This is a genomic window from Kitasatospora sp. NPDC056327 (genome assembly GCF_042261735.1).
Classification (GTDB): Bacteria; Actinomycetota; Actinomycetes; order Streptomycetales; family Streptomycetaceae; genus Kitasatospora.
Genome location: NZ_JBHJRC010000103.1, coordinates 1 through 26,116 on the forward strand (window position 1 = coordinate 1; position 26,116 = coordinate 26,116).

The following is a 26,116-nucleotide window of genomic DNA, read 5'->3' on the forward strand; positions in this document are numbered from 1 at the left end:
CCGCGGCACGGAATTCCGTGCCGCGGACGGCCGTCCGTATTTTGGCGGGAATATTTTCGGTCCCCGTCGGAGTAAAGTGTCGCTGGACCGGGAACCAGGGCCGCCCTCCCCCTCGTCCGGGAACGAATCCACCGCACCGTCACCACCGCGCCGGCCGGCGCCGGCACCGTCCCGCCCAGCGAGACCGGGCGCGGACGCCGGGCCCCGAAACATGTCAGGCCGGTGTCAGAATTCCGGCAGTGATTTCGGGTAATACGTCCGCTATGTCCGGCGGGAATTGCGGCATTCCCGGTGATTGCTCCCGTCATGTCCCCTGGGGAGCCGGGTGAATTCCCCGACATTGGGCCTGTTGCAGAGGGCGTCGATCCGGATACATTCAGCCGCGGTCGACGCAATCGCCCGTTCGCCGGATGCCGTTCGGCGGCACCGGGAGGATTGTGGCGTGCGCGGCTGCGCCCAGGGGGGGTTCCCCGGGCCGGCCTCCAACCAGACCCGCGCCCGCAGACCTGCGGGAGCGTGAAGGGCCAGCACAGCACTAGGGGAGTTCGGAATGGCTCAGGGCACCGTCAAGTGGTTCAACGCGGAGAAGGGCTACGGCTTCATCGCGGTCGACGGTGGTGCGGACGTCTTCGTCCACTACAGCGCGATCCAGATGGACGGCTACCGCACCCTTGAGGAGGGCCAGCGGGTCGAGTTCGAGATCTCTCAGGGGCAGAAGGGCCCGCAGGCGGACATGGTCCGCGCGGCGGTCTGACCTTTCCGACACCCAGGAGTTCGGCTCGGCCCATCGGCTGGTGCACCTCTTGCTTCACGGCGGGCCCGTACGACACCGGTCGTACGGGCCCGCCGTCGTGTCCGGGCGGCCCCGCGGACGGCTCGCGGGTCACTCATTGGGCTTGCACTCACCCACCCGGAGTGCTAATCATTGGCGTTAGCACTCAGAGCTTGAGAGTGATAAGCGGACCGGGTCGGTGAGGCCCCCGGGAGCGGTAGGGGAATGGACCCCCGCACACCAGGGCCGTCCGTCGCGGGCACCCCTTGGTCCGAGCAGTCGACCGTGTCCCGGAGGACCACTTCAGATGGCCAAGATCATCGCCTTTGATGAGGAAGCTCGCCGCGGCCTTGAGCGTGGCATGAACCAGCTCGCCGACGCCGTGAAGGTCACGCTCGGCCCCAAGGGTCGCAACGTCGTTCTGGAGAAGAAGTGGGGCGCCCCCACCATCACCAACGACGGTGTCTCCATCGCCAAGGAGATCGAGCTGGAGGACCCGTACGAGAAGATCGGTGCGGAGCTCGTCAAGGAGGTCGCCAAGAAGACCGACGACGTCGCGGGTGACGGCACCACCACCGCCACCGTGCTGGCCCAGGCGCTCGTCCGCGAGGGTCTGCGCAACGTCGCCGCCGGCGCCAACCCGATGGCCCTGAAGCGCGGCATCGAGAAGGCCGTCGCGGCCGTCTCCGACCAGCTGCTGGCCCAGGCCAAGGACGTGGAGACCAAGGAGCAGATCGCCTCCACCGCCTCCATCTCGGCCGCCGACACCCAGATCGGCGAGCTCATCGCCGAGGCGATGGACAAGGTCGGCAAGGAAGGCGTCATCACCGTCGAGGAGAGCAACACCTTCGGTCTGGAGCTTGAGCTCACCGAGGGCATGCGCTTCGACAAGGGCTACATCTCGGCCTACTTCGCCACCGACCTGGAGCGTATGGAGACCTCGTTCGAGGACCCGTACATCCTGATCGCGAACTCCAAGATCGGCTCGGTCAAGGACCTGCTGCCGCTGCTGGAGAAGGTCATGCAGAGCGGCAAGCCGCTCGTCATCATCGCCGAGGACGTCGAGGGCGAGGCCCTGTCGACCCTGGTCGTGAACAAGATCCGCGGCACCTTCAAGTCCGTCGCCGTCAAGGCCCCGGGCTTCGGCGACCGCCGCAAGGCCATGCTCCAGGACATCGCCATCCTCACCGGCGGCACCGTGATCTCCGAGGAGGTCGGCCTCAAGCTGGAGAACGCCGGCGTCGACCTGCTGGGCTCCGCCCGCAAGGTGGTCATCACCAAGGACGAGACCACCATCGTCGACGGTGGCGGCGACAGCGAGCAGGTCGCGGGCCGCGTGAACCAGATCCGCGCCGAGATCGAGAACAGCGACTCGGACTACGACCGCGAGAAGCTCCAGGAGCGCCTCGCCAAGCTGGCCGGCGGCGTGGCCGTCATCAAGGCCGGCGCGGCCACCGAGGTGGAGCTCAAGGAGCGCAAGCACCGCATCGAGGACGCCGTCCGCAACGCCAAGGCCGCCGTCGAGGAGGGCATCGTCGCCGGTGGTGGCGTCGCGCTGCTGCAGGCCGGTGTCGCCTTCGACAAGCTGGAGCTGGACGGCGACGAGGCCACCGGTGCCAACATCGTCAAGGTCGCGCTGGAGGCCCCGATCAAGCAGATCGCGACCAACGCCGGCCTGGAGGGTGGCGTCGTGGTGGAGAAGGTGCGCAACCTCCCCGCCGGTCACGGCCTGAACGCCGCCACCAACGAGTACGTCGACCTGGTCGCCGAGGGCATCATCGACCCGGCCAAGGTCACCCGTTCCGCGCTGCAGAACGCCGCCTCCATCGCGGCGCTGTTCCTCACCACCGAGGCCGTCATCGCCGACAAGCCGGAGAAGGCCGCCGCGGCCGCCGGCGGCGGCATGCCGGGCGGTGACATGGACTTCTGATCCGCTGGTCGGATCGGACGGTTCCTCGTCCGCACGGGCGGTTCCCCTCGGGGAGCCGCCCGTGCGGCGTTTCCGGGTGCCTGCCCGGCGCGGCCCCCCGGGGCGGGGGGTGCCCGGGGCTGCGGGCGTTCCCGGAAGTCCGGGCGTTCTTGGGAGACTGGACGGATGGCTACGACAGACGACATCGAGACGGCGCTGCACTCCGCGCGGGCGCTGATCCTGGCCGACCTGACCGCGCGGGACGCCGCCGACGCCTCCGTGGTGTCCCTGGTCGAGCAGGCCGTGACGCACCGCCGCTGGTGGCTGGAGCAGTGGCCGGACGGGACCGGGTTCGTGCTGGGCCTGGTCGCCCAGGACGTCCAGGACGCGCTGCTGGAGACCCACGGCCGCTGGCCGCTGTGCGCGGACTGCGCGGCGGACGGCGACCCGCACGCCCTGGGCGTGGAGCCCGAGCTGGGGCCGGAGCCGCACTGGGTCTGCGGCAAGCGCGGCGTCGTGGTGGCCGCGGTGGGCGGGCTCGGGTAGGCCCCCGCCCGCACGGGCCGGCCCGTGCGGGCCCCCGCCCGCCGCGGCGGGCAGGCCCGTGCAGTCCCGCGTGTCCCTTCCCCTCCGGTGGTTCCGTGCCGCCGTCGTGCCTCCGGGCGCGGCGGCGGTTTTTTCGTGCCGGGTGCAACCGGTCGGCGACATATGTAGTCTAACGACTTATACAGTTCGTCTGAGCCTTCCACCGGCAACGAAGGGGGAAACCCATGTCCCAGCCAGATCCGGCCCGTCCCGTCCTGGAACTGCGCGGTGTCACGCGCGTCCACGGTCAGGGGGCGGCCGAGGTGCAGGCCCTGTGCGCCGTCGACCTGGCCGTGCGGCCCGGCGAGTTCGTCGCCGTGATGGGGCCCTCGGGCTCCGGCAAGTCCACCCTGCTCACGCTGGCCGGCGGCCTGGACCGGCCCAGCAGCGGAGAGGTGCTGGTCGAGGGCGTCGAGCTCGGCGCGCTGAACCGCACCCGGCAGGCCGCCGTCCGGCGCCGGTCGGTCGGCTACGTCTTCCAGGACTACAACCTCGTCCCGGCGCTGACCGCCGCCGAGAACATCTCGCTGCCCAGGGAGCTGGACGGCGTCTCCGGGCGGACCGCCCGCCGCGAGTCGCTGGCCGCGCTGACCGAACTGGGCATCGCCGACCTCGCCGACCGGTTCCCCGAGCAGCTCTCCGGCGGCCAGCAGCAGCGGGTCGCCATCGCCCGCGCCCTGGTCGGCGAGCGGCGCCTGGTCCTCGCCGACGAGCCCACCGGCGCGCTCGACTCCGCCACCGGCGAGGCGGTGCTGGGCGTGCTGCGGGCCCGCTGCGACGCCGGCGCCGCCGCCATGATGGTCACCCACGAGCCCCGGCACGCCGTCTGGGCCGACCGCGTGGTGTTCCTCCGCGACGGGCGGGTCGTCCAGGAGACCACCGGCCGGCAGGCTGCGGAGCTGCTGCTCGGCGGGAACGGCGGCCGGCGATGAAGCTCTCCGCCCTGCGGGTCACCCTGCGGATCGCCCGCCGCGACGCCCTGCGCGCCAAGGGCCGCAGCGCGCTGATCGCCGCCATGGTCGCGCTGCCGGTGCTCGGCGTCGCGGGCGCCGACGTCGTCCACCGCAGTGGACAGCTCACCCCCGGCGAGCGGGTCGAGCGGCTGATGGGCGGGGCCGACGCCCTGGTCACCGCCCACCGGCCGGGCCGCTCGGTCGACCAGGGACCGTTCGCCGAGGACGGCGTGCTGGTGCAGCCGGAGGACCGGACCGATCCGGCCTCGGCCCCGGCCGCCGCCGCGGCGGCCTCCCCCGCCGACCTGCTCACCGGGCTGCTGCCGAAGGGCTCGGTGCTGCTGCGGGCCACCCCCGGGCCGGCGGTCAGCACCTCCACCCGGGAGGGCCTGTTCACCACCTCGACCTCCGAGGCCGACCTGACCGACCCGGTCTGGCAGGGCCGGCTCGGCCTGGTCGGGGGCCGGGCGCCGGGCGCCCCGCACGAGGCGGCCGTCACCCGGGCCTTCCTCGACGAGGCCGGACTGCGGATCGGTGACTCCACCACGGTCAAGGGCCTCGACCGGACGCCGTTCAAGCTGACCGGCGTGGTCGAGTACCCGGGGAACCTCGACAAGGTCGAGCTGGTGGCCCGGCCCGGCGAACTGGTCGCCCCGCTGGCCGCGGCGGCCCCGCCCGGCGCGGCCCCCGCGGCCGGACTGACCGCGGCCGGGGCGGACGAGGACCGTCCCGAGCGCTGGATGGTGCGCACGCCCGGCGGCGCCGCACTGGACTGGCCCGCCGTCCAGAAGCTCAACCGGTACGGCTTCACGGTCACCTCGCGCGCCGTCGCGCTCGACCCGCCGCCGGCCTCCGCCGTCACCTACGACCCCAGCCTGTTCAGGCTCCCCGACGCGGACAAGCGGGTCGTGGTGCTCGCCACGGTCGTCGGGATGGCACTGCTGGAGGTCGCGCTGCTGGCCGGCCCGGCCTTCGCGGTGGGTGCCCGCCGCTCGCGCCGGCAGCTCGCCCTGATCGGCGCGGCCGGCGGCAACCGGGGCCACGTCCGCGCGGTCGTGCTCGGTTCCGGGCTGGTGCTCGGCACCGTCGGCGCGGCGGCCGGCCTGGTGGCGGGCGTCGGCCTGGTCGCCCTGCTGCGGACCTGGGCCGAGGAGGCCGGCGGCAGCCGCTTCGGGCACTTCGCCGTCGCGCCGCTCGACCTGCTGGCCATCGCCGCCGTCGGTGTGGTCACCGCCCTGCTGGCCGCCGTGGTCCCTGCCGTGCAGGCCGGGCGCCGCGACGTGGTGGCCGGCCTCAACGGCCGGGACACCGTCGGCGAGCCGAGCCGTTGGCTCCCGCTGCTCGGCGGGATCCTGGTCGTCGCGGGCGCGGGCCTGGCGCTCTACGGCGCCGGCAGCCCGGACGCCACCGGTCTGCCGGTGTTCAAGGGCCTCACCATGAAGGCGCTCACCGTGCTCGCCGGGGCGGTCACCGCCGAACTCGGCTTCCTGCTCTTCACCCCCCTGCTGGTCGCGCTGTTCGGCCGGCTCGCCGCCCGGCTGCCGCTCGGCCCCCGGCTGGCCCTGCGCGACTCGGCCCGGCACCGCGGCCGCACCGCGCCCGCCGTGGCCGCGGTGATGGCCGCCGTCGCCGGAGCCGTCGCCGTCGGCGTCTACACCACCGGCACCGAGGCCCAGGACCGGGTCGCCTACCGTCCCACCGCGCCGATGGGCGCCGTCGTGGTCGAGGCCCCGATGAAGCAGGACGACCCGCAGCTGCCGCGGCTGCGCGCCGCCGTCGAGCGGGCCCTGCCGGACGCGGGCACGCGCGCCGACGTCCAGAGCATGCTCTACGTCTTCTGCGAGAACTGCTCCAGCGTCGTGCAGGTCAAGAGCACGGCCGGCGGCCGGTTCGAACGGGGCGGGGCCGGGAGCCGTGCGCTGGTCGGCGACGCCACGGTGCTGCACAACCTGTTCGGCGTGAACGACCGGGCCGTCGACGAGGCGCTGGCCGCCGGCCGGGCGATCGTCTTCGACCGCAGCCGGGTGCAGGACGGCCGGGCGGTGCTCACCATGCTGGGCGCGGCCGGCGGCGGTCCGGTCAAGCCCGGGGAGACCCCGCAGACCGGCACCAAGGAGATCGCGGTCGACGCGCTCCTGGTCGACAACCCGGACGCCGCCCGGTACGGGGGGCTGCTGATGAGCCCGGACGCGGTGCGCAGGGTCGGCCTCGCCACCGAGTCGGTCGGCTCGGTGTGGCGGCCCGCGCACCCGCCCACCGCGAAGACCCAGCAGCGGGTGGAGGCCGACGTGGCCCAGATCGTCCCGCGGGCGATGCTGCACGTGGAGCGCGGCTTCCAGCCGAAGGACGACGTGACCGGCCTGGCGCTCGCCGGCTTCGCGGTGGTGGTGGTGCTCGGCGCCGCGGCCGTGGCGACCGGTCTGGCCGCCGCCGACTCGCTGGGCGACCGGGCCACGCTGGCCGCGGTCGGCGCGCCGCCACGGATCCACCGGGTGCAGGCGGGCCTGCAGAGCGGGCTGATCGCGGGCCTCGGGGCGGCGATCGGCACGGCCAGCGGGTTCGTGCCCGCCATGGCGCTGCTGCGCTCGCACGCGGGCGGACAGATCGGCGTGCCGGAGGCCCCGTTCACCGCACCGTGGGGCCTGCTGGTGACGATCACCGTGGTGCTGCCGGTGGTGGCCGGGCTGGGCTCGGCCCTGTTCACCCGCTCCCGGCTGCCGCTGGCGCGGCGGACGGGGTGACACCGGACGGTCGGGCCGCCGGCCGCGCGGGCCCCGCCCGCGCTCAGCCGGCGGCCTCCAGCCGGGCGATCTCGGCGGCCAGGTTGGCCCGGGCGGGGGCGTCGAGCCGGGCGTGCGCGCCGGGCGTGCGGAAGAGCGCGGGCAGTGCCAGCAACCGGCGGAGCACGGCCGCGCGCCCGGCGCGGAAGTCCGGCTCCGGCACGAAGGCGTACTCCTCCCGGACGGCCGCCGCGTACGCCGCGTAGGCCTCGGGCGACCCGCCGAGCACCGCGAGGTCGGCGTCGCACAGCACCTCGCCGTCGGGGTCGCCGGGCTCGGGGTGGTGGGTGACGGTGAGCCGGACCAGCCGGGCCACCTCCGCCACCCGGGCCGCGGGGAGCCCGGCCCCGTCGAGCGCCCGGACGGCCAGCACGGCGCTGCGCTCCTCGTTCTCGGAGCGGTCCGGACGGTAGACGGCGTCGTGGAACCAGGCGGCCAGCCGGACGGTGTCGGGGTCGGCGGCGTGCCCGGCGAGGGCGTCGACGTGGCCCAGCACCGCGCGCAGGTGGTCGACGGTGTGGTACCGGCGCTGCGGTTCGGACCAGCGCCTCAGCAGCTCCCGGCCGGCCGGCCCGGGATCGCCCGTCGCACCGCAGCGGTGGAGCAGGGCGGTCCATGCGGCGAGCAGGTCCGCGGGCGCGTCGGGACGGACGGTGGTGGGGGCGTCGGCTTCCGGCATGGCGTCATTGTCCCGGTCCGCGGCGGCCCGGTCGGGGATTCCACTGGACGTGATATGTCGACGAAAGGTATATGTAATCCCATGACTGAACGGGCGATGCAAGAGCCGACCCTGCTCCTGCTGACCGCGCTGGCCGATGCTCCGAGGCACGGGTACGCGCTCATCCAGGAGATCGACGCGATCTCGGACGGCCGGGTCAAGATGCGCACCGGCACCCTGTACGGCGCCCTCGACCGGCTGCTCCAGCAGGGCCTGATCGAGGTCGCCGCCGAGGAGGTGGTGGACGGCCGCGCCCGGCGCACCTACGCCCTCACCGAGGACGGGCGGGGCGCCCTGACCGTCGAGGCGGAGCGGCTGCGCTCCGTCGCCCTGGAGGCCGAGCGGCGTCTCGCCGCCGTCCGGCCGTCCGGCCGTCCGGCCATCGGGAAGGTCGTCGGCGGGGCCGCGGGCCTCGCATTCACCAACTCCACGGGGGTGTTCGCATGACCACGACGCACGGCCTGCCGGGCCTGATGCCGGATCCGGTGGCGTTCCGCGCCGCGCTCCGGCTCTATCCGGCCCGCTACCGCCGCGAGCGCGGCGACGAGCTGTCCGCGGTCTTCGCCGACAGCACGGCCGGCTCCGGCCGGCTGGCGACCGCCCGCGAGGTGTTCGACCTCGGCGCCTACGGCCTGCGGATGCGGGCCGGCCTGACCTCCTCGTCCGTGGTCGGGCGGCTGTTCGCGCTGGCCGCGCCGCTGGTCGCGGGCGCGGTCGCGGGGCTCTGCGCGGCCTACACGGCCGACCAGGTGGTCAACCCGTCCTGGGTCCCGGCCTGGGAGCTGCCGGACCGGATCGGGCAGGTGCCGGGCTTCGTCTGGTTCGTCGGACAGGCGCTGCTGCCGCTGCTGCTGGTCGCCGCCGTCCTGGCCGGCCGCCGGCGGGAGGCCCGGTACGCGGCGTTCGGCGTGGCGGGCGTCGGCGCGCTGGGCGTGCTGACCGCCGCGGTGCAGGAGGCGTACCTCTGGGGCTTCCTGGAGCAGTCCGGCCGGTCGACCCCGCTGCTGCTGGCCGGCCTGGTGTTCGCCTTCGCTCCGCAGGAGCTGACCGTGGAACGGCCGGGCGCGCGCGACCGGATCGCGGTGCTGGCCGCCGTGGCGGGCGGCGGGCTGGTCCTGGCCGCGGAGGACTTCTACAGCTCCTTCGGCCTGATGGACCTGGACGCGGCCGTCCCGCTGCTGCTGGTGCCGGCGGCCGCGCTGCTCTTCGCGGCCCGGGGCCGGCTCGCCCCGGCGGCGATCGGTCTCGCGGTGCTGCCGCTGACCTTCGGTTTCAACATGTTCCGCACCTGGCAGTCGGTCGGCGGCGTGTGGCGGATGGCCCCGCTGACGGTCGCCGTGGTGGTCGGCCTGGTGGCGACCGGCTGGACCCTGCACCGGGCCGGTGCCCTGCACCGGCGCGGTGCCGACGCGGGAGGTGTCCGGAGCCTCGCCTGAGCGGGGACGGCCGGAGCCTCGCCGCTCCCGGGACGGCCGGACGGACGGGTGGTGCGACCCGTTCGTCCGGCCGTCCGTCCGTTTCCGGCGTCCGTCCGTTCCCCGGGGCGGCGGGAACGGACGGACGGGCCCCGGCGTTCCGTCCGCCCAACCGGCCGCACGGGGCTCGCCGGGGGCGGGCCGATGTGGCAGGCTATCCGATATGTCTAGACCAATTTTCGAAGTCATCGCGCTGACGCCCCAGGACGCCCAGGCCGCCGAGTCGGGCGGCGCCGACCGCCTCGAACTGGTCACCGACATGGCCGCCGACGGGCTCACCCCCTCGGTCGGGGACTTCGCCGCGATCCGCGCCGCCGTCGGCCTGCCGCTGCGCGTCATGCTCCGCATCCGGGACGGCTTCGCGCCCGGCGACCTGGACGAGCTGCGCGCCCGCGCCGCCGCACTCCGGGCCGAGGGCGCCGACGAGTTCGTGTTCGGCTTCCTCGACGGGTCCGGCGGGGTCGACCTGGCCGCCACCGAGGCCGTCGCCGAGGCCGTGGCCGGCTGCCGCTGGACCTTCCACCGGGCGATCGACCACAGCACCGACCGGGCCGCCGTGCGCGCCGCCGTCGGCGCGCTGCCCGGGCTGGACACCTTCCTCACCTCCGGCGCGGCCGGCGGAGTGGACGCCGGCCGGGACGTCCTGCGGGCCGAGCTCGCCCGGGCCGGCGAGCCCGGCCACACCCAGCGGATCCTGATCGGCGGCGGCCTGCGGGCCGAGCACGTGCCGGGGCTGCTGGCGGACGGCTTCGACGCCTTCCACGTCGGCGGCGCGGTGCGGGTCGACGGCTGGCACTCGCCGGTGGACGCGGCCAGGGTCGCCGAGTGGCGGAAGCTGATCGACGGCTGAGTACCGCCGGGCACCGGGGCCGGTCCGCCGCGACGGCGGGACCGGCCCCTTCCGTTCACCGCAGCTGCGCCGGCAGCGGCTCCGCGTGCAGCACCTCCAGGCCGGAGACCGCGCGGGTCAGCGCCACGTAGAGCCGCCGCAGGCCGGTCCGCTCGTCCGGCTCGCCCGCGACCACCGCGGCCGGCTCGTCCAGCACCACGTAGTCGTACTCCAGACCCTTGGCCAGCGAGGCCGGCACCAGCGTCAGCCGCGCGGACTCGCTGGTCCCGGCGCCGGGGGAGAGGTACGGCAGTCCCGCCGCCGTCAGCGCCTCCGCCAGCAGCGGGACGCGCGCGTCGGCCGCGATCAGACCGGTCGAGCCCTCCCGGCCGAGCGCCCGGACGCAGGCCGCGACGACGGCCGTCGTCCGCTTCTCCTCCGTGACCGGCCGGACCGTCAGCGAGCCCGGGGCGGTGCGCACCGAACCGGCCGGCGCCAGCCCGGGGGCGATCGACGGCAGCAGCCGGGAGGCGTACGCGATGACCTCCTCCGGCACCCGGAAGCCCTTGGTCAGCTCCTCGACGTGGGCGGCCGGCTTGCCCAGGTGGTGCAGCGCCTCCGGCCAGCTCGCCGTCGCCCAGGGCGTGGTGCCCTGGGCGAGGTCGCCGAGCACGGTCGCCGAGCCGGTGCTGCAGCGCCGGCCGACCGCGCGGTACTGCATCGGCGAGAGGTCCTGCGCCTCGTCCAGCACCACGTGTCCGAGCGAGGCGGTGCGTCGCACCAGGTCCGTCGTCTCGTCGACCAGCACCGCGTCGGCGACCGTCCAGCGGGCCGTCCGCACCGAGCGGTCCGGCTTCGCCCGGCGCACCGCCTCCTGCTCCCCGGCGGTCAGCACGCCGTCCGCGCACGCGGCCAGGAACTCCGGGTCGGAGAGCAGCCGCAGCACCAGCTTCGCCGGGTCGACCGGCGGCCAGCACGCCCTGACCACCGCCTTCACGGCGGTGTTGCGGGCCACCGCGTCCTGCACCCGGTCGTCCGGGGCCTCGCCGCTCTGCTCCATCTTCAGCAGCACGGCGTGCGCGATCCGCTGCGGCAGTGCCTCGCCGGCCGCCCCGTACCGGATGTCGCGGTCCTTCAACTCCTCGATGATCGCGGTCAGTTCGTGGACCGGCACGCGCCAGCGGCGGGAGCCCCGGACCACCACGCACGGCTCGGCGGGCAGCGTGATGCCCGAGCGGACCGCCCGCCGCAGCACCTCGGCCATCCGGGCGTCGCCCTTCAGCCGGGCCGCCTCGGGGGAGTCCTCGCCGCGCACCTCGACGTGCCCGACCAGCTGCTGCACGGTGGCCTGCGCGACCTCCAGCTCGCCGAGGGCGGGCAGCACCTGCTCGATGTAGGAGAGGAAGGCGTTGTTCGGTCCGATCACCAGGGTGCCGGTCCGGGCCAGCCGCTCGCGGTGCGCGTACAGCAGGTACGCCACCCGGTGCAGGCCGACGGCGGTCTTCCCGGTGCCGGGGGCGCCCTGCACGCACAGGGTGCCGGAGATGTCGGCGCGGACGATCTCGTCCTGCTCGGGCTGGATGGTCGCCACGATGTCGCGCATCGGACCGACGCGCGGCTTCTCGATCTCGGCGGCCAGCAGGGCGGAGGCGGTGTCGCCCTCCTCCGGGTCGGACAGGTGCTCGTCCTCGTACGCGGTGAGCTCGCCGCCGGTGTAGCCGAAGCGGCGGCGGCGCTCGACGTCCAGCGGCTCGGTGCGGCTGGCCCGGTAGAACGGCTGGGAGACCGGCGCGCGCCAGTCGATCACCAACGGGTCGCCGTCCGCGTCGTGCACGTGGCGGCGTCCGATGTAGAAGCTCTCCCCGCCGGAACCCTCGCTCAGCTCCTCGCTGATCGCGTGCCGGTAGTCGAGCCGTCCGAAGAAGAGCGGGGTGTGCGTGAGGTCGGCCAGGGCGGCGATCCTGGACTCGATCTGGTTCTGCAGCACGAGGGCGGTGACCCAGTTGCCGGTCACGTCGCGGATGTCCAGGGACTCGACGTCCTCGCGCATCGCGCGCAGCGCGGCCCTGGACGCGGCCAGGTGGTCGCGTTCGCGCTGCAGGGGGTCGGTGGTGGGGGTGGCGGGCACAGCGAACCTTCCCGGCTGCCCCGGACGCGGGCGCAGCGGATCGTAGGAGCTCACGGTGGGTACAGCCGGCCGGTTGCCGAACGGCCGGCGCCTCCCCCGGCTGCCCGCGCGACTTCAGCGGGTACCACGGTTCGGGAGGGGGCAGACGGACGATCCTAGCGGTGCCGGCCTCGGGGTTCCACCCCCCGGGATCTCGGGGGCGCCGTACACCCCGAGGACGACCTCCATCCCGTCGGACACGGCCTTCGGGGTGACGGCGGCGGCCGATCGGGTGCCTACCGTGGAACGCATGAGCACTTCACCGCACCACCGCACCCGTACCGCTCCGGCCGGCGCCACCGCCGTCGCCGGCCGCCGCCGCAACCCGCTGGGCACCGCAGTGCGCAACGTCGGCATCGCCCTGGACACCGCCGCGCGCGTCATCTTCCTCGGGCGCGACGGCGTCCGGTACTGACGGCCGGGCCCGGCCCCCTAGCCCTCCTGGTGCAGTACGTCGTCCGCGTCGACGATGCGGTAGGCGTAGCCCTGTTCCGCGAGGAAGCGCTGCCGGTGGGCGGCGAAGTCCTGGTCGACGGTGTCCCGGGCGACCACCGAGTAGAAGTGGGCGGCGTGGCCGTCCGCCTTGGGGCGCAGGACCCGGCCGAGGCGCTGGGCCTCCTCCTGCCGGGAGCCGAAGGTCCCGGAGACCTGGATGGCGACGGTCGCCTCCGGCAGGTCGATGGAGAAGTTCGCGACCTTGGAGACCACCAGGACGCCGATCTCCTTGTTGCGGAAGGCGTCGAACAGCTTCTCGCGCTGGGCGTTGCTGGTCTCGCCCTTGATAACCGGCGAGTCCAGGGCCTCGCCGAGCTCGTCGAGCTGGTCGATGTACTGGCCGATGATCAGCGTCTGGTCCTTCTCGTGCTTCCTGACCAGGGCCTCCACCACCCGGCGCTTGGTCGCCGTGGTCGCGCAGAAGCGGTAGCGCTCCTCGGGCTCCGCGGTGGCGTAGGAGAGCCGCTCGGAGTCGGTCAGGGTGACCCGGACCTCGCAGCAGTCGGCGGGCGCGATGTAGCCCTGCGCCTCGATCTCCTTCCACGGCGCGTCGAAGCGCTTCGGGCCGATGAGGCTGAACACGTCGCCCTCACGGCCGTCCTCGCGCACCAGGGTGGCGGTCAGGCCGAGCCGCCGGCGGGCCTGGAGGTCCGCGGTGAACTTGAACACCGGGGCCGGCAGCAGGTGGACCTCGTCGTAGACGACCAGGCCCCAGTTGCGGGCGTCGAAGAGCTCCAGGTGGGCGTAGACGCCCTTCCGCTTGGTGGTCATCACCTGGTAGGTGGCGATGGTGACCGGGCGGATCTCCTTCCTGGTGCCGCTGTACTCGCCGATCTCGTCCTCGGTGAGCGAGGTCCGCTTGACCAGCTCGTGCTTCCACTGGCGGGCCGAGACGGTGTTGGTGACCAGGATCAGCGTGGTCGACTTGGCGTGCGCCATCGCCGCCGCGCCGACCAGCGTCTTGCCGGCGCCGCAGGGCAGCACGACGACGCCCGAGCCGCCGTGCCAGAAGCCCTCGACCGCCTGCGCCTGGTAGGGGCGCAGGTTCCAGCCGTTCTCCTCCAGGTCGATCGGGTGCGCCTCGCCGTCCACGTAGCCGGCGAAGTCCTCGGCGGGCCAGCCGAGCTTCAGCAGCACCTGCTTGATCTGGCCGCGTTCGGAGGGGTGCACCACCACGGTGTCCGGGTCGAGCCGGGCGCCGACCAGCGGGACGATCTTCTTGGACCGCAGCACCTCCTCCAGCACCGGCCGGTCGGTGGTGGTGAGCACCAGTCCGTGGACCGGGTGCTTGAGGAGCCGCAGCCGACCGTAGCGGGCCATCGTGTCGGCCACGTCGACCAGCAGCGCGTGCGGCACCGGGTAGCGGGAGTACGTCACCAGGGCGTCCACGACCTGCTCGGCGTCGTGGCCCGCCGCCCGCGCGTTCCACAGCCCGAGCGGGGTCACCCGGTACGTGTGCACGTGCTCGGGTGCGCGCTCCAGCTCCGCGAACGGGGCGATGGCCCGGCGGCAGTCGGCGGCCCCGGGGTGGTCGATCTCCAGGAGAAGAGTCTTGTCGCTCTGGACGATGAGCGGTCCGTCGTTCACGCGGGGGTGCCCTCCACTGGCTGACAGGTCTGTCGGGTCGGCGCACCCGTCGGGACGCCGACCCTCCAGTGTCGCGCATCCGGCCGGTGGGCGGGACCGCCGTGACCGGACGGACTCCGCCCGGCCGGAAGGCCGCCGCGGGACCGGGCGGCCGCCTCCACCCGCGGGAGCCGCCGGTGGACCCGGGACGGCGCGGGGTGACCGCGGGCGGGGTGGCTCGTTGGTGGGGGCATGAACAAGTCGAAGCGTGTCCTCACCGCCCTCGCCCTGGCCGGTTCGGCCCTGGCCGCCACCGCCTCCTCGGCCGGTTCCGCGCACGCGCTCGCGGGCATCGGAGAGGGGCCGGGCGGTCCGCTGGCGGCGCCCGCGTTCCTGCTCGCCGACCTGACCGGGGCCACCTCCGCGATGCCGATGGGGCAGGGGGACCTCGCCGCGCTGGCGGAGAAGGCCATGAAGGAGAAGCAGGCGGAGCAGGCCGGGCAGCAGCAGGGGCACTGAGCCGGCCGCCCGCGCGGTCCGTGCGGCCTCCGGCCCCGGGCCCCGCGGGGGCCGGGGCTACTCGTCCAGTTCGGCGACGCCGGTGATCCGGTGCAGCGCGAAGGTGCGCAGTTCGCCGTCGTGGTGGTCGAAGGCGGTGACGTAGCCGCCTTCGACCTTGACCGGGTCGATGATCCGCTGGCTGGCGAGGCCCTCCGCGTTGAGGTAGCCGATCCACATCCGCTCGCCGAGCAGGACGGCCGTCTGCAGCGCGGCGAGGGTCTCGGCGGCGGCCGTGCGGGGGAGCTGACGCCCCGCCGGGACGTTGGGCTCGCGGCGGGCGGCGGTGGCGGCCCGGTCGCCGGCCCGGATCGCCTTGACGGCGGCGGCGAGCAGGGTGTCGTCCGGTGCCGGCGGGCCGTCGGGGACGGGCACCGGGGCCGCGCGGGGCGGGGTGCGGTGGCTGTCCGGCCGGGTGATCAGCACGTCGCCCTCGGCGGACTCGGCGGCCGGCGCGTACCCCATGGCGCGCAGGGTCGCGAGCAGCACGTCGGGCGCGGCCTGGGCGGCCAGCACGGTCGGCGCGAGCAGCCGCAGCCGCAGGTCGGCGGAGCGGCGGTCGGCGAGGATCTCGTTCAGCAGTGCCGGGTCGTCGCAGCGCAGGTACGAGGAGGCGGCGCCGACCCGCAGCAGGCCGTGGCGGCGGGCGACGTCGTCGATCAGGTAGGCGAGCGGCTGCGGGACGGGCGTGCGGGAGTGCTGCTCCAGGAAGGCCCGCAGGTCGGCGGCGGTCCGTCCGGCGTCGAGGGCCCGGCGCACCGAGCCCGGGGTGAACCGGTAGACGGTCGCGCCGCCCTTGGACTCGATGTCGGCGCAGAGCGCGAGGGCCTGGGCGAGCGGGGTCAGCAGCGGGCCCGGGGCGATCGCCGTGAGGTCCGGCTGCAGGATGACGTGGTCCAGCGGCTTCGGCAGCAGCGGCGCGAGCACGGTCGCCGGGTCGGCCTCGGCGGTGATCAGGGCGCGGGCGTGGGCGGCGAGGGCGCCGCGGCCGGTGACGCCGAGGAGTTCGGCCTCGGCGAGGGTCCACTCCGTCAGACGGTCCCGCAGGTCGCCGCCGTCGGGGGAGGCCGGACCGCCGCGCAGCGGGCGCTGCCAGCGCAGGGTCGGCAGCAGTTCCCCGGCGGTGGCCGGGGAACCGGGCGGGAGTTCGGCCAGCAGCGCGAGGGTGGCGCGGCGCACCGACGGGGCGAGGGTGCGGTCCAGCTCCGGGCCGAGGGCGGCGCGCGCCCGGCCCTTGCCGTCGGGGGTGCCGGCGAGCGCCGGGACGCGGGTGGCGGCGAGCCAGGCGCGGGCGAGCACGGTCCAGCGCGCTGCGGTGTCCATCCGCAGCCACTCGTCGTACCCGGGGGTCGGTGCCCAGTGTTCGTCGACCTCGCCGTCGGGCGCCAGCAGGCCTGCGGTGTAGGCGAGTTCGAGCCAGAAGGCGGCGACCGGCTCGGTGCTCTCCAAGGCCTGGGCGGTGCGCTTGAGGTCCCGTACACCGAGGCCGCCGGCGCGCAGGGTGGGCGGCGGGGTGAGGCCCCAGAGGTCGAGGAGCTCCTCGACGGTCCGCACGGCGGTGTGCGCCTGGCCGGCGGCGGCGCCGTCCACCGTCCGGGGCTCGCGCGGCGCGGCGGCGGGCGCCGGCTCGGGCTGGAGCGGTTCGACGGTGCGGTGCGACCGGCCGCCGCGCAGGTGGAGGGCGAGCTCGCGGGGCAGTACGACGCTGCCCGGGCTGGTGGGCAGCAGCAGGCCGCGGGCCAGCAGCCACTCGACCGGGCTCTGCGCGTCCTCGGCGGTGACCGGCCGGGTGGCGTCCGGGACGGTGCCGGTGGGCGGGCCCCAGACCAGCCGCTCCAGCAGCCGCAGGGCGGCCTCGGGGGCGGTGGCGAGCAGCCGTTCGCAGCGGGCGCGGTCGGTGAGCAGCGCGGTGAACGCGGCGACGGCGGTCACCGGATCGGGTGTCGGGGGCTGCCCGGCGGAGGCGAGCAGCTGCTGGAGGCGGGCCGGGGACATGCCGGTGCTGGCCTCGGCGAAGGTCGGGCCGAGGCCGGTGCGGCCGGGGTTGGCGGCGGTCGGGACGAGCGCCTCGCGGACGGCGATGACCAGGCGCAGGCCGTTGTCCGGTCCCCAGAGCAGCGCGCGGTCCCGCAGGGTGGCCAGCGCCCGGGGGAGCGCGGCGGCGACGGCGGCCCGGTCGGCGGCGCTCAGCGCGGTGGCGTCGGGGTGCGGCTTCACCTTGGCCGGGCCGGCCAGCAGGGTGCGCACGGCGGCGGGCGCGGAGCCGTCGGGGAGTGCGGCCAGGGCCTCGGCGACCTGCAGGGTGAACCGGTCCAGCCGCTCCAGGGCGCGCAGCGCGGAGGCCCGGGAGGAGAGCCGGGCGGTGAGCTGGGTGAGGTCGCCGGGCACGGGGTTGAGCAGGTCGGGGCGGGACCGGAGCAGGGCGGCGAGGTCGTCGTCGGGCCGCGCCCGCAGCTCCTCGGCGAGGGTGCGGGGGCCGGCGGCGGGCTTGGCCTGGCGTTGGGGGCCCTGCGGTGTGGTCATTCGACCTAGGTTAGTCGGGCGGTGCCCGGAGACGAGAGCTCCGGCGTCGGCGGACCAGGTGGTGCGGCGGGACTCTGCCCGAGGGGGCGGGTGCCGCGGCGCGGCGGGGAATCGGGGCGCCCGTGGGGGCGCCCGGGCTCGCGTCGCGGGGCGGCGGGTGGGTACCGTCACGGTCGGCGGGGACTGACGCCTCGTCCGGACGCGGGTCGGGTCCGGTTCGGTACGGGCAAGGCGGGGTGTGGCGATGTCGGACGGCGAGTGGTGGCGCAAGCAGGGACCCTGGAGCGAGTCGCCGGGCGCCGCGAGCGGTCCGCAGGACACGGGGAGCGCGGGCCGCGGCGGGGCCGGCGAGGGGGAGAGCGTGTACGCGCCGGAGCCGGCGCCCGCCGTGCCCCCGCGCCCTCCGGTGCCGCCGCGCCCCGCCGGACCCCCGTCCGGTCCGCCGTCCGCCCCGGGTGACCGGGCGCCGGACGCCCCGTCCGCCTTCCTGCCGCGCCCCGCGCGCTCCGGCCGGGACGGCGCCGCCGCTCCGGAGGACGGCTCGCCCTGGCTGACGCGTCCGGTCGGCGAGGAGCCCGCCGACCCCGAGGCGCTGCCGCCGGCGTACCGCGCGGTGAGCACGGGCGCCTGGGACTACGTGAACATCGACTTCGGCGACGGCCCGGTCGCTTCCAACCGGCCGATCCCGGACCAGCGGGCCGCCCCCGGGGAGGAGACCGCGCCGACGGGCGCCGGAGCCGCGCAGGGCGGGGCGCAGGACGGGGCCGCGGCGTCCGGGGAGTCCGCCGAGGGGCCGGCGAGGGGCGGTGCCGGGGGCCGGAAGGGTGCGGGGGCGGGGAAGGCCGGCCGGCGGAACCGGTCGAAGGGCGGGGCGGCGAAGGGCGGGGCGGCGAAGGGCGGGGCCGCCAAGGGCGGGGCGGTGCCCGCCGCCGGTGCGCCGGCCGAGCCCGCCGGTGCGGCCAGCGGCCGCCGCCCCCCGGCGCTGCTGCTGCTCGCCGCCGCGGTGCTGATCGGCGGCGCCGTCACCGGGCAGCCGATCGCCATGCTGATCGGCTGGGCGCTCGGCTACCTCTCCCGGCACCTGTCCGACCTCACCCGCAAGATCGCCGTGTTCGGCATCCCGATGATGACGATAACCGGCAGTTCGCTCTGGTTCTGGGGCCGGGCCCAGGGCCGTTGGGGCACCGGTCTGCAACCGGGCGAGCAGGTCAACCAGGTGGCGTGGGACGCGGCACCGGGCGTGCTGCGGGTCGCGGCGGTGCTGTCGGCCGTCTTCCTGCTCCTGATGTCCCTGAGTCGGCGGGGCGGTGGCGGCGCGGCCGGCGCCGGCCGGTAACTCCCTTCCGGTGAAAGGGCGGAGGGAATCGAAGACGTTGCCTCCCGTTCACGGGCGGCGCCACGCCGCTCTGCTGGAATGGCGGCCGTGGTGTCCCCGAAGCACAGCCGTCGCAGGAGGTCTCCCGTGTCGCCGTCACAGTTCCGGTCCGAGCCGCGGTCCGAGTCGCGGGGCGGGGCGCCCGCCCCGGAGCCGTCCCGGTCCGCCGCGCTCAGCCGTCGCGGCCTGCTGCTCGGCGCGGCCGTCGCCGCGGGCGTCCAGGCGCTCGACATCCGCACGGCGCACGCCGAGCCGGTCCGCCGGGACCCGTTCCTCCTCGGCGTCGCCAGCGGCGACCCGCTGCCCGACGCCGTGGTCCTGTGGACCAGGCTGGTCGCCGACCCGTTCGACGCCGCGTCCATGGGCACCCGCACCGTCCCCGTCTCCTGGGAGGTCGCGGCCGACCCGGGCTTCCGCCGGGTCGTCCGGCGCGGTGTCGCCGCCGCCGAGGCGGAGCACGGGCACAGCGTCCACGTGGACGTGCGCGGACTGCAGCCCGGCCGCGACTACTGGTACCGCTTCCGGGCCGGCCGCCACCTCGGGCCGGCCGCCCGCACCCGGACCGCCCCGGCGGCCGGCGCCCGCCCCGGCCGCCTCCGGCTCGGCGTGGTCAACTGCCAGGACTGGCAGAACGGTTACTGGCCCGCCTACACCGCGCTCGCGGCCGAGGACCTCGACGCCGTCGTCCACCTCGGCGACTACATCTACGAGACCGATCCGCACGGCGCCCTCCCGGACCGCCTGCACACCACCCCGCAGACCCCCGGCCTCGACCAACTGGTCACCCTCGCCGACTACCGGGCCCGGCACGCGCTCTACAAGACCGACCCGGCCCTGCAGGCCGCGCACGCCGCCTTCCCCTGGATCGTCACCTGGGACGACCACGAGGTCGAGAACAACTACGCCGGCCTGGTCGACGAGATCGACGACACCGGCGACCGCCACCAGGACACCGCCGCCATGGCCCGCCAGCGCGCCGCCGCCTACCAGGCGTACTACGAGCACATGCCGCTGCGGAACCCGTACCGCAACGGCTCGCCCGACTACCGCCTGTACCGCCGCTTCGACTTCGGCGACCTGCTGCGGCTCAACGTGCTCGACACCCGCCAGTACCGCACCGACCAGCCGGGCGGCCGTCCCCAGGACTTCGGCCCGTTCGCGGACGGCCTGGGGAACACCGACGGCACCCTGACCGGCGCCGCGCAGGAGCAGTGGCTGCGCCGCGGCCTGGCCGGGTCGGGGGCCCGCTGGAACGTCGTCGCCCAGCAGGTGATGATGAGCCGGATCCGGTTCCCCAACTTCCTGGACCCGGCTCACCCGCTGCCGCCGCTCGCCAACCTCGACCAGTGGGACGGCTACGACCCCGCCCGCGCCCGGCTGCTGCGCTTCCTGCGGGACGCCGCGGTGACCAACCCGGTGGTGCTCGCCGGTGACATCCACTCCTCCTGGTTCAGCGACCTGCGGATCGACCCGGACGACCTCGCCGCCGCCCCGGTGGCCGTCGAGTTCACGGCGACCAGCGTCAGTTCGGAGTTCCCCGCCGCCTTCGACGCGCCGCTCAAGGCGCTCAACCCCTCGCTCAACCCGCACGTGCGGTACTTCGAGGGCCTGCGCCGCGGCTACCTGCGTCTGGACGTGGACCGTGAGCGGTGGCTGACGGACGCCCGCACCGTCGACAGCATCGCCGTGCGCGAGTCGCCGGTGCGGACCTCGGCCTCCTGGGCGGTGGTGGCCGGCGAGCCGGGGCTGGTCCCCGCGTAGTCCCGCGGTGTGCCGCCGGTTCGCGGGATCGCCGACGGTCCGGTCCGGCAGAATCGGCGGCATGCTGAGAATCGGTTCGGTGGTGCTCGGGGTGGCGGACGTCCGCCGCGCGGCGGCGTTCTGGGGCAAGGCGCTGGGGTACGTCCCCCGGGGCGGCGTGGTCGGGGAGGACTGGGTGGTGCTCGTCCCGGCGGACGGTTCGGGCGGCGCCGTCGGCGCGGGCGCTGTGCAGGTGGCGCTGGGCCGCAGCGGCACCGAGCCGCAGCCGGTTCCGCGCGTCCACCTCGACCTCTACGCGGCGGACGCGGCGGACCAGGCGGCCGAGGTGGAGCGGCTGGTCGGGCTCGGTGCGCGCCGGGTCGACTGGGACCTCTACCCGGAGGACCCCGACTTCGTCGTCCTGGAGGATCCGGACCGGAACCGCTTCTGCGTGATCGACGCCTCGCGTTCCTAGCCGCGTCCGCCGCGTCCGCCGCGTCCGTCGGCGTCCGGAGCCACGCGTCCGCCGCCCCGGCCGTCCCGGCTAGCGGCGCTTCCGGCGGCGTCGCCGGGGCGGGTGCGGCCGGTGGGTCCGGTGCGGGTGCCCGTCCCCGTCGTCGTGCTCCTCGCGGTGGGCGGCGCGGGTCTCCATGCCGGTGCGCACGGTCCGGCTCAGGGCGCCGGCCGCCGCCGCCAGGAAGACGAAGTTGTAGGCGATCTGCAGGAGCACCACCAGCCGCGGTCCCTGCCCGGCCGGGGTGATGTCGCCGTAGCCGATGGTCGCCATCGTGACGACGGTGAAGTACAGCGCGTCCAGCCGGGTCTTCAGCCCGTCGAACTCGCCCGGACGGTCGGCCAGGACGTAGTAGGTGGCGGCGAAGACGGTCAGCGAGAGGCAGATCAGAAAGGCCAGCCAGGCCCCGGGATGACGCCCCGTGCCGCGGATGCTGTCCACGATCCGGGCCACCAGCAGCCCGGTCAGCACCGTCAGCACCGCCCCGAAGAGCAGCCAGCTCAGCAGCGGCCGGTCGTTGCCGAGGGCCCGCAGCGGCACGGTGAAGTAGCCGGCCATCAGCAGGGCGAAGGAGCCGAGCAGCAGGCCCCAGGCCCGCGGGTCGGGGCCCTCCCCGGACCGGGCCCTCGGCGGGGGCTGCTGGTTCGCGAACATCCCGGCCAGCCTGCCCCGGCCCGTCCGCGGCCCGCCCGCCGGGCTGCTCCGTCCGGGGAGCGGAGCGGCCCCGGACACGACGGAGCCCCCGCCGCGGGGCGGGGGCTCCGGCCTGGTGCTTGCCGCCGTGGCTCAGGCGGTGGTGGTGGACCGCGGCTGCTCGGTGGCCTTGGTCACGACGGTCGGGTTGACGGCCGGCTGGGTCGGAGCGGCGGCCGGAGCGGTGGCCGGGGCCGGGGCCGGAGCGGCGGTGCTCTGCGCGGTGCCCTGGGCGGCGGCGTCGCCGGGAGTGTCGTCCTCGCGCATCGCCTTCGTCTCCGCCTTGAGGATCCGCATCGACTTGCCGAGGCCGCGGGCCATCTCCGGCAGCTTCTTCGACCCGAACAGCAGGATCACGACAGCCAGCACCACGAGCACGTGCCAGGGCTCAAGACCGTTACGCAGCATCCCTGGCCACCGGTCCCTTCTTGTCTAGAGTCACACGTCACAGTTGGGCAAAGCGCCCGTCCTGGCCAGTATGCCTGCCCGCGGCGGCGAACGTATACACCGGCCGGGAAACGCTGGTCAAAAACCAGATGTTGCACGGGCCGACGGCGCGCGGTGCGGCGGGGGTCCGCCGGGGCGGCGGCATCCGCCGAGGTCAGGACGCCCGAGCCCGGCCGCGGCCGGGCGGCGGGCACTGGACCAGGCACGGACGGCGGGGCTCCGGACGGCTCCCGGACCGTGCTGCGGAGCCCCGCCGGAGCGGGGTTTTGGCCGGTTCCCGCCCATGTGGCCGAGGTCGGTCCCGGCGGGCGAACAGCTGGCCGCGGCGGGTCTCCGCCCCGGGGTGGTCCCGCCGGGCGCCCGCCACCACGGCGGGCGAGAGGTCCACCCCGACCACCCGGCCCCCTGCCCGGTCAGCGACCCCGCGACGTGGCCCGGTCCGCACTCCGGGTCCGCACCCCGGGTCCGCCACCACGCCCCCGGCGGCGTCCTCGGCGACCGCCCCGAGCGGCGCCCGTCCATCGGCTCGCCCCCGATACGCTCCCGGTACTCCTCTGCGGCCCTGTCGTGACTCGCCCGCACCCGCCCGTGGTTCACCTCGTCAGCCAGACCCCGAGCCCTGACGCGCCCGCCACCCCGGCCGCACCCGGGCCGCACCCCGGCCGCACCCCGCCACCCCGCCACCGCGGCGCCGCTGCGTCGCTGCGGCCGAGGGTGGACGTCCGATCGTCCGGGGGCCTGAACCGCAGGTAACCGCCCCGAGGTGCACCGCGGTTGTCGGGGGAGGGAAGGCTCGGCGACCCCCGCCCGGGTGGGCGGGGGCCGCCATGACGCGCTCGCGGGGGACCGGCGGGGCGGTCAGGCGGAGGTGGGGGCCGGCTCGGGGGCGGCAGCGGCGGGGGCCGCGGCCGGGAGGTGGCGCATGAGGCGGTGGGCGAGGAGGGCGGCGCCGACCATGAGGACGAGGCCGGCCACGGCGGCGACGTGCAGGCCGTCGGTGAAGGCGGTGCGGGCGGTGGCGAGGAGATCGGTGCCGAGCCGGCCGGGCAGCTGGGCGGCGACGGTGACCGCGCCGCCGAGGGTGTCCTGCGCGGTGCGGGCGGCCTCGCCGTCCAGGCCCGCCGGGAGGGCGCGGTCCAGCCGGGAGCGGTAGACCGCGGCGCCGGCCGCGCCGAGCAGGGCGATCCCGAGGGAGCTGCCCAGCTCGACGGCGGTCTCGGAGGTGGCCGAGGCGGCGCCGGCCCGCTCGACGGGGGCGGCGGAGACGACCATCTCGGCGGTCAGGGTCATGGTTCCGACGGTGCCGGCGGCGAGCACGCCCGCCGCGGTGAGGACGAGCGCGAGCGGGGAGTCCGGGCCGACCCGGGTCATCGTCGCGAAGCCGGCCGCGCCGATCAGGAAGCCGCCGGCCATCATCACCGCCGGGCGGACCTTCCCGGCGAGCGCCGAGCTCACGCCGACCGCGGCGCCGACGCCCACGCTGGGGACGAGCGACCAGAGCGAGGCGGTGAGCGGGCTCATGCCCTTGACCAGCTGCAGGTACTGCGAGGTGAAGAGGGTGAAGCCCATCATCGCGAACATCGCCATGGTGTTCACGCCGATCGCCCCGCTGAAGGCGCGGATCCGGAACAGTCCGAGGTCGAGCAGCGGGTCGGCGGCGGTGCGCTGTCGCCGGTGGAACGCGGCGCCGAGGAGCAGGCCCGCCGGGACGGCGAGCGCGGCGAGCGGGTCCCAGCCGTCCACCGCGAGCGTCTTGACGCCGTAGACCAGCGGCAGGACGGCCGCCAGCGAGAGCACGGCGCCGGGCAGGTCGAAGGAGCCGCGCCGCGGGGAGCGGTACTCGGGGAGCAGTACCGGGGCGGTGAACAGGACCAGGGCCATCACCGGGAGGGCGAGCAGGAACACCGAGCCCCACCAGAAGTGGTCGAGCAGCAGGCCGCCGGCGACCGGGCCGAGGGTGGCGCCGGCGGTCAGGATGCCGCCCCAGGCGCCGAGCGCGATCTGACGCTGCCCGGGGTCGTGGAACATCGTGCGGATCAGCGCGAGGGTCGAGGGCATCACGGTGGCCCCGGCCACGCCCAGCAGGGCGCGGGCGGCGATCAGCTGACCGGCACCGTCCGCGTAGGCGGCGAGCAGCGAGGCCCCGGCGAACCCGGCGGCGCCGGCCATCAGCAGCCGGCGGCGGCCGATCCGGTCGCCCAGGGCGCCCATGGTGATGAGCAGCCCGGCGAGCAGGAACGAGTACATGTCCATGATCCACAGCTGTTCGGTGCCGCTGGGCGCCAGCGTGGTGGAGATGTAGGGGACGGCGAAGAAGAGCACGCCCATGTCCATGGTCAGGACGAGGGTCGGCAGCAGGAGGACGGCGAGGCCGATCCATTCGCGACGGCCTGCGCGGCCGGTGGTGGCGGTCATGGAAATGACAGTACGGACGTGTCAGACGTCTGTCTAGTACAAGCGTATCAATCGATCGTGCGAGACGCACGTGCGAGACGAGCGTGCAAGACAAACGTCCTGATCGGACGTAGCATGCGGGCATGGGAAATCGCGAGGACCTCATGGCCGGCGCCAAGCACTGTCTGATCGAGAAGGGCTACGGCCGCACCACCGCCCGGGACGTCGCCGCCGCCGCCGGCGTGAGCCTGGCGGCCATCGGCTACCACTTCGGTTCCAAGGAGGCGCTGCTCAACGCGGCGCTGATCGAGGCGACGGGGGAGTGGGGGGCGCTGCTCGCGGCCGTGGTGGCGCGGGCCGACGAGGCCTCCGACGACCCCGGGGAGCGGTTCGTCGCGGTCTGGGACGGCGTGCGGGAGAGCATCGCGGGGAACCGGGGGCTCTGGGCCGCGCAGTTCGAGGCGATGGTGCAGGTGGAGCGCACACCGGAGCTGCGGGAGAGCCTCGCGGGGATCCAGAAGGAGGGGAGGCTCGGTCTGTCGGCGCTGTTCCAGGGCCTGCCCGAGGTCCCGGACACCGAGGAGGAGCTGGCCCGCGGCAGCTTCTACCAGGCGCTGCTGGTGGGCCTGGCCGGGCAGTGGCTGGCCGCGCCCGCGCTGGCACCCAGCGGGCGGGACCTCCTGCGCGGGCTGGAGCTGGTCGGCGGCTCGGTGCTGAAGCCGGGCGGCTCCGCGCCGGGCGGACCGGAGTGGCACGGACCCACCGGCTGACCGGCCCCGGGCGGCCCCTCAGGCGGTGACCGCCGTCAGCAGCACCACCGAGTCGACGTGGGCCAGCAGACCGTGGCGCTCCTGCGGGACGGTCTGCAACTGCCCCGCCGACAGCTCCTCGCGGCGCCCCGCGATGGTGAGCGAGACGCGCCCGCGCAGCACCTGGAGGCTGGCGGCGGCCGGGGCGTTGTGCTCGTCCAGGGCGGTGCCCGCGGTCAGCGCGATCACCGTCTGCCGCAGGACCCCGTCGTGCAGCACCAGGTGGGCGCTGCGCCCGTGCGGGCTCTCGGCCGCCCGGGCCGCGTGCTCCGTGACGAGCTGTTCGAGATCCACCATCGCGCGTCCTCCTGCCGTCCTGCCGCCGCTGCGGCGCCCTGCCGCGCGGGCGCTCCTGCGGCCCAGCGTCCCGGACGGGGCCCCCGCCCGCACGCCGAACCGCGTCGCGCCGCGCAGCCCCGCGGCGCACCGTGCCGATCCGTGCCGTGCCGCATCGCGCGCGGGTGCGCTCGGCGTGCGGCGGCGCCCGACTGCCTCCATCGTGGAGGCATGGCGACCAACGAGCGTTTTCTCAGCGGGTTCCAGGTCAACCGCTCGCTGCTGGCCGGCGGCGCGGTGCTCACGGGCATCGGCGCGCTGTTCGGGACGGCGGGCGCGGTGATGGTGTGCGCGGCGCTGGCCACGGCCGGCCGCAACTGGGTGCGGGGCCTGGACACCCCGCCGGCCACCCTGGCCCAGCGGGCCCTGCACGAGGCCAAGGTGGCGTCCTCGGCCGGCTGGGACGCCTGGCGCACCGAGCACCACTCGCCCAACTGATCCGGCGCCCCCGGCGGTCGGGCCACCCGGTGGAGCCGGG

At 75.5% G+C, this 26,116-nt stretch carries 23 protein-coding genes; 15 read left to right on the top strand and 8 right to left on the bottom strand.

All coding sequences use genetic code 11. The annotated features are described in order from the left end of the window. The first annotated feature begins 550 nt into the window (after nucleotides 1-550). The 5 genes from ACFCX4_RS17240 to ACFCX4_RS17260 all read left to right on the top strand — a co-directional run bounded on the left by ACFCX4_RS17240 (nucleotide 551) and on the right by ACFCX4_RS17260 (nucleotide 6,960). Nucleotides 551-754, top strand: coding sequence for a cold-shock protein (locus tag ACFCX4_RS17240; protein WP_030289665.1), 204 nt, complete (start codon nucleotides 551-553; stop codon nucleotides 752-754). Between the two features lie 325 nt (nucleotides 755-1,079). Continuing rightward, complete coding sequence (gene groL, locus ACFCX4_RS17245) at nucleotides 1,080-2,702, top strand: chaperonin GroEL (protein WP_376143201.1); 1,623 nt, start codon at nucleotides 1,080-1,082, stop codon at nucleotides 2,700-2,702. A 165-nt stretch (nucleotides 2,703-2,867) separates the two neighbouring features. Further along, nucleotides 2,868-3,227, top strand: a complete 360-nt coding sequence (locus ACFCX4_RS17250) for a hypothetical protein (protein WP_376143202.1) — start codon at nucleotides 2,868-2,870, stop codon at nucleotides 3,225-3,227. A 224-nt stretch (nucleotides 3,228-3,451) separates the two neighbouring features. After that, entirely contained in the window at nucleotides 3,452-4,198 is a 747-nt protein-coding gene (locus ACFCX4_RS17255; RefSeq protein WP_376143204.1) for an ABC transporter ATP-binding protein, read from the top strand. Further along, nucleotides 4,195-6,960 (top strand): FtsX-like permease family protein, encoded by a 2,766-nt coding sequence (locus tag ACFCX4_RS17260; protein WP_376143206.1) that lies wholly within the window; start codon nucleotides 4,195-4,197, stop codon nucleotides 6,958-6,960. The genes ACFCX4_RS17255 and ACFCX4_RS17260 overlap by 4 nt, the downstream gene beginning before the upstream one ends. A gap of 43 nt (nucleotides 6,961-7,003) precedes the next feature. On the opposite strand, the gene ACFCX4_RS17265 is transcribed toward ACFCX4_RS17260, so the two are convergent. After that, nucleotides 7,004-7,678, bottom strand: a complete 675-nt coding sequence (locus tag ACFCX4_RS17265) for a hypothetical protein (protein WP_376143208.1) — start codon at nucleotides 7,676-7,678, stop codon at nucleotides 7,004-7,006. A gap of 81 nt (nucleotides 7,679-7,759) precedes the next feature. Between ACFCX4_RS17265 and ACFCX4_RS17270 the strand changes: the two genes are divergently transcribed. The 3 genes from ACFCX4_RS17270 to ACFCX4_RS17280 all read left to right on the top strand — a co-directional run bounded on the left by ACFCX4_RS17270 (nucleotide 7,760) and on the right by ACFCX4_RS17280 (nucleotide 10,042). Then, complete coding sequence (locus tag ACFCX4_RS17270; protein WP_376143210.1) at nucleotides 7,760-8,164, top strand: PadR family transcriptional regulator; 405 nt, start codon at nucleotides 7,760-7,762, stop codon at nucleotides 8,162-8,164. Then, nucleotides 8,161-9,153, top strand: a complete 993-nt coding sequence (locus ACFCX4_RS17275) for a hypothetical protein (RefSeq protein WP_376143212.1) — start codon at nucleotides 8,161-8,163, stop codon at nucleotides 9,151-9,153. The genes ACFCX4_RS17270 and ACFCX4_RS17275 overlap by 4 nt, the downstream gene beginning before the upstream one ends. Nucleotides 9,154-9,355: 202 nt before the next feature. Then, nucleotides 9,356-10,042: a copper homeostasis protein CutC gene (locus tag ACFCX4_RS17280; protein ID WP_376143214.1), complete on the top strand. Its 687-nt coding sequence runs from the start codon at nucleotides 9,356-9,358 to the stop codon at nucleotides 10,040-10,042. Nucleotides 10,043-10,097: 55 nt separating this feature from the next. On the opposite strand, the gene ACFCX4_RS17285 is transcribed toward ACFCX4_RS17280, so the two are convergent. Next, the gene (locus tag ACFCX4_RS17285; RefSeq protein ID WP_376143216.1) at nucleotides 10,098-12,149 is read right to left on the bottom strand and encodes a HelD family protein; all 2,052 of its coding nucleotides are present in this window, start codon (nucleotides 12,147-12,149) and stop codon (nucleotides 10,098-10,100) included. 289 nt (nucleotides 12,150-12,438) lie between these two features. On the opposite strand from ACFCX4_RS17285, the gene ACFCX4_RS17290 reads away from it, so the two are divergent. After that, complete coding sequence (locus ACFCX4_RS17290) at nucleotides 12,439-12,603, top strand: hypothetical protein (protein WP_376143217.1); 165 nt, start codon at nucleotides 12,439-12,441, stop codon at nucleotides 12,601-12,603. 17 nt (nucleotides 12,604-12,620) lie between these two features. Here the strand turns inward: ACFCX4_RS17290 and ACFCX4_RS17295 are convergent, their stop codons facing one another. Further along, a complete protein-coding gene (locus ACFCX4_RS17295; RefSeq protein ID WP_376143219.1) occupies nucleotides 12,621-14,270 on the bottom strand; it encodes a DNA repair helicase XPB in 1,650 nt (549 codons plus the stop codon). 231 nt (nucleotides 14,271-14,501) lie between these two features. On the opposite strand from ACFCX4_RS17295, the gene ACFCX4_RS17300 reads away from it, so the two are divergent. Next, nucleotides 14,502-14,768: a hypothetical protein gene (locus ACFCX4_RS17300; protein WP_376143221.1), complete on the top strand. Its 267-nt coding sequence runs from the start codon at nucleotides 14,502-14,504 to the stop codon at nucleotides 14,766-14,768. 57 nt (nucleotides 14,769-14,825) lie between these two features. Here ACFCX4_RS17300 and ACFCX4_RS17305 read toward each other — a convergent pair whose 3' ends face one another. Further along, a complete protein-coding gene (locus ACFCX4_RS17305) occupies nucleotides 14,826-17,330 on the bottom strand; it encodes a helicase C-terminal domain-containing protein (protein WP_376143223.1) in 2,505 nt (834 codons plus the stop codon). Between the two features lie 244 nt (nucleotides 17,331-17,574). Here ACFCX4_RS17305 and ACFCX4_RS17310 point away from each other — a divergent pair, with 244 nt between their 5' ends. The 3 genes from ACFCX4_RS17310 to ACFCX4_RS17320 all read left to right on the top strand — a co-directional run bounded on the left by ACFCX4_RS17310 (nucleotide 17,575) and on the right by ACFCX4_RS17320 (nucleotide 20,920). Further along, on the top strand, nucleotides 17,575-18,666 hold the full coding sequence (locus tag ACFCX4_RS17310) for a hypothetical protein (protein ID WP_376143225.1): 1,092 nt from the start codon (nucleotides 17,575-17,577) through the stop codon (nucleotides 18,664-18,666). 126 nt (nucleotides 18,667-18,792) lie between these two features. Continuing rightward, nucleotides 18,793-20,466, top strand: a complete 1,674-nt coding sequence (locus ACFCX4_RS17315) for an alkaline phosphatase D family protein (protein WP_376143227.1) — start codon at nucleotides 18,793-18,795, stop codon at nucleotides 20,464-20,466. A 61-nt stretch (nucleotides 20,467-20,527) separates the two neighbouring features. Then, the gene (locus ACFCX4_RS17320) at nucleotides 20,528-20,920 is read left to right on the top strand and encodes a VOC family protein (protein ID WP_376143228.1); all 393 of its coding nucleotides are present in this window, start codon (nucleotides 20,528-20,530) and stop codon (nucleotides 20,918-20,920) included. A gap of 69 nt (nucleotides 20,921-20,989) precedes the next feature. Here the strand turns inward: ACFCX4_RS17320 and ACFCX4_RS17325 are convergent, their stop codons facing one another. From ACFCX4_RS17325 to ACFCX4_RS17335, 3 genes are all read right to left on the bottom strand, one after another. Then, the gene (locus tag ACFCX4_RS17325; protein ID WP_376143230.1) at nucleotides 20,990-21,613 is read right to left on the bottom strand and encodes a potassium channel family protein; all 624 of its coding nucleotides are present in this window, start codon (nucleotides 21,611-21,613) and stop codon (nucleotides 20,990-20,992) included. A gap of 132 nt (nucleotides 21,614-21,745) precedes the next feature. Then, nucleotides 21,746-22,060 carry a Sec-independent protein translocase subunit TatA gene (gene tatA / locus ACFCX4_RS17330; RefSeq protein ID WP_376143232.1) on the bottom strand — a complete coding sequence of 105 codons (315 nt, stop codon included), beginning with the start codon at nucleotides 22,058-22,060 and terminating at the stop codon, nucleotides 21,746-21,748. Nucleotides 22,061-22,957: 897 nt separating this feature from the next. Then, nucleotides 22,958-24,514, bottom strand: a complete 1,557-nt coding sequence (locus ACFCX4_RS17335; protein ID WP_376143234.1) for an MFS transporter — start codon at nucleotides 24,512-24,514, stop codon at nucleotides 22,958-22,960. A 122-nt stretch (nucleotides 24,515-24,636) separates the two neighbouring features. Here ACFCX4_RS17335 and ACFCX4_RS17340 point away from each other — a divergent pair, with 122 nt between their 5' ends. Continuing rightward, the gene (locus ACFCX4_RS17340) at nucleotides 24,637-25,263 is read left to right on the top strand and encodes a TetR/AcrR family transcriptional regulator (RefSeq protein ID WP_376143236.1); all 627 of its coding nucleotides are present in this window, start codon (nucleotides 24,637-24,639) and stop codon (nucleotides 25,261-25,263) included. A gap of 18 nt (nucleotides 25,264-25,281) precedes the next feature. On the opposite strand, the gene ACFCX4_RS17345 is transcribed toward ACFCX4_RS17340, so the two are convergent. After that, complete coding sequence (locus ACFCX4_RS17345; protein ID WP_376143238.1) at nucleotides 25,282-25,599, bottom strand: cupin; 318 nt, start codon at nucleotides 25,597-25,599, stop codon at nucleotides 25,282-25,284. A 210-nt stretch (nucleotides 25,600-25,809) separates the two neighbouring features. On the opposite strand from ACFCX4_RS17345, the gene ACFCX4_RS17350 reads away from it, so the two are divergent. Further along, entirely contained in the window at nucleotides 25,810-26,076 is a 267-nt protein-coding gene (locus ACFCX4_RS17350; protein WP_376143240.1) for a hypothetical protein, read from the top strand. Nucleotides 26,077-26,116: the final 40 nt, after the last annotated feature.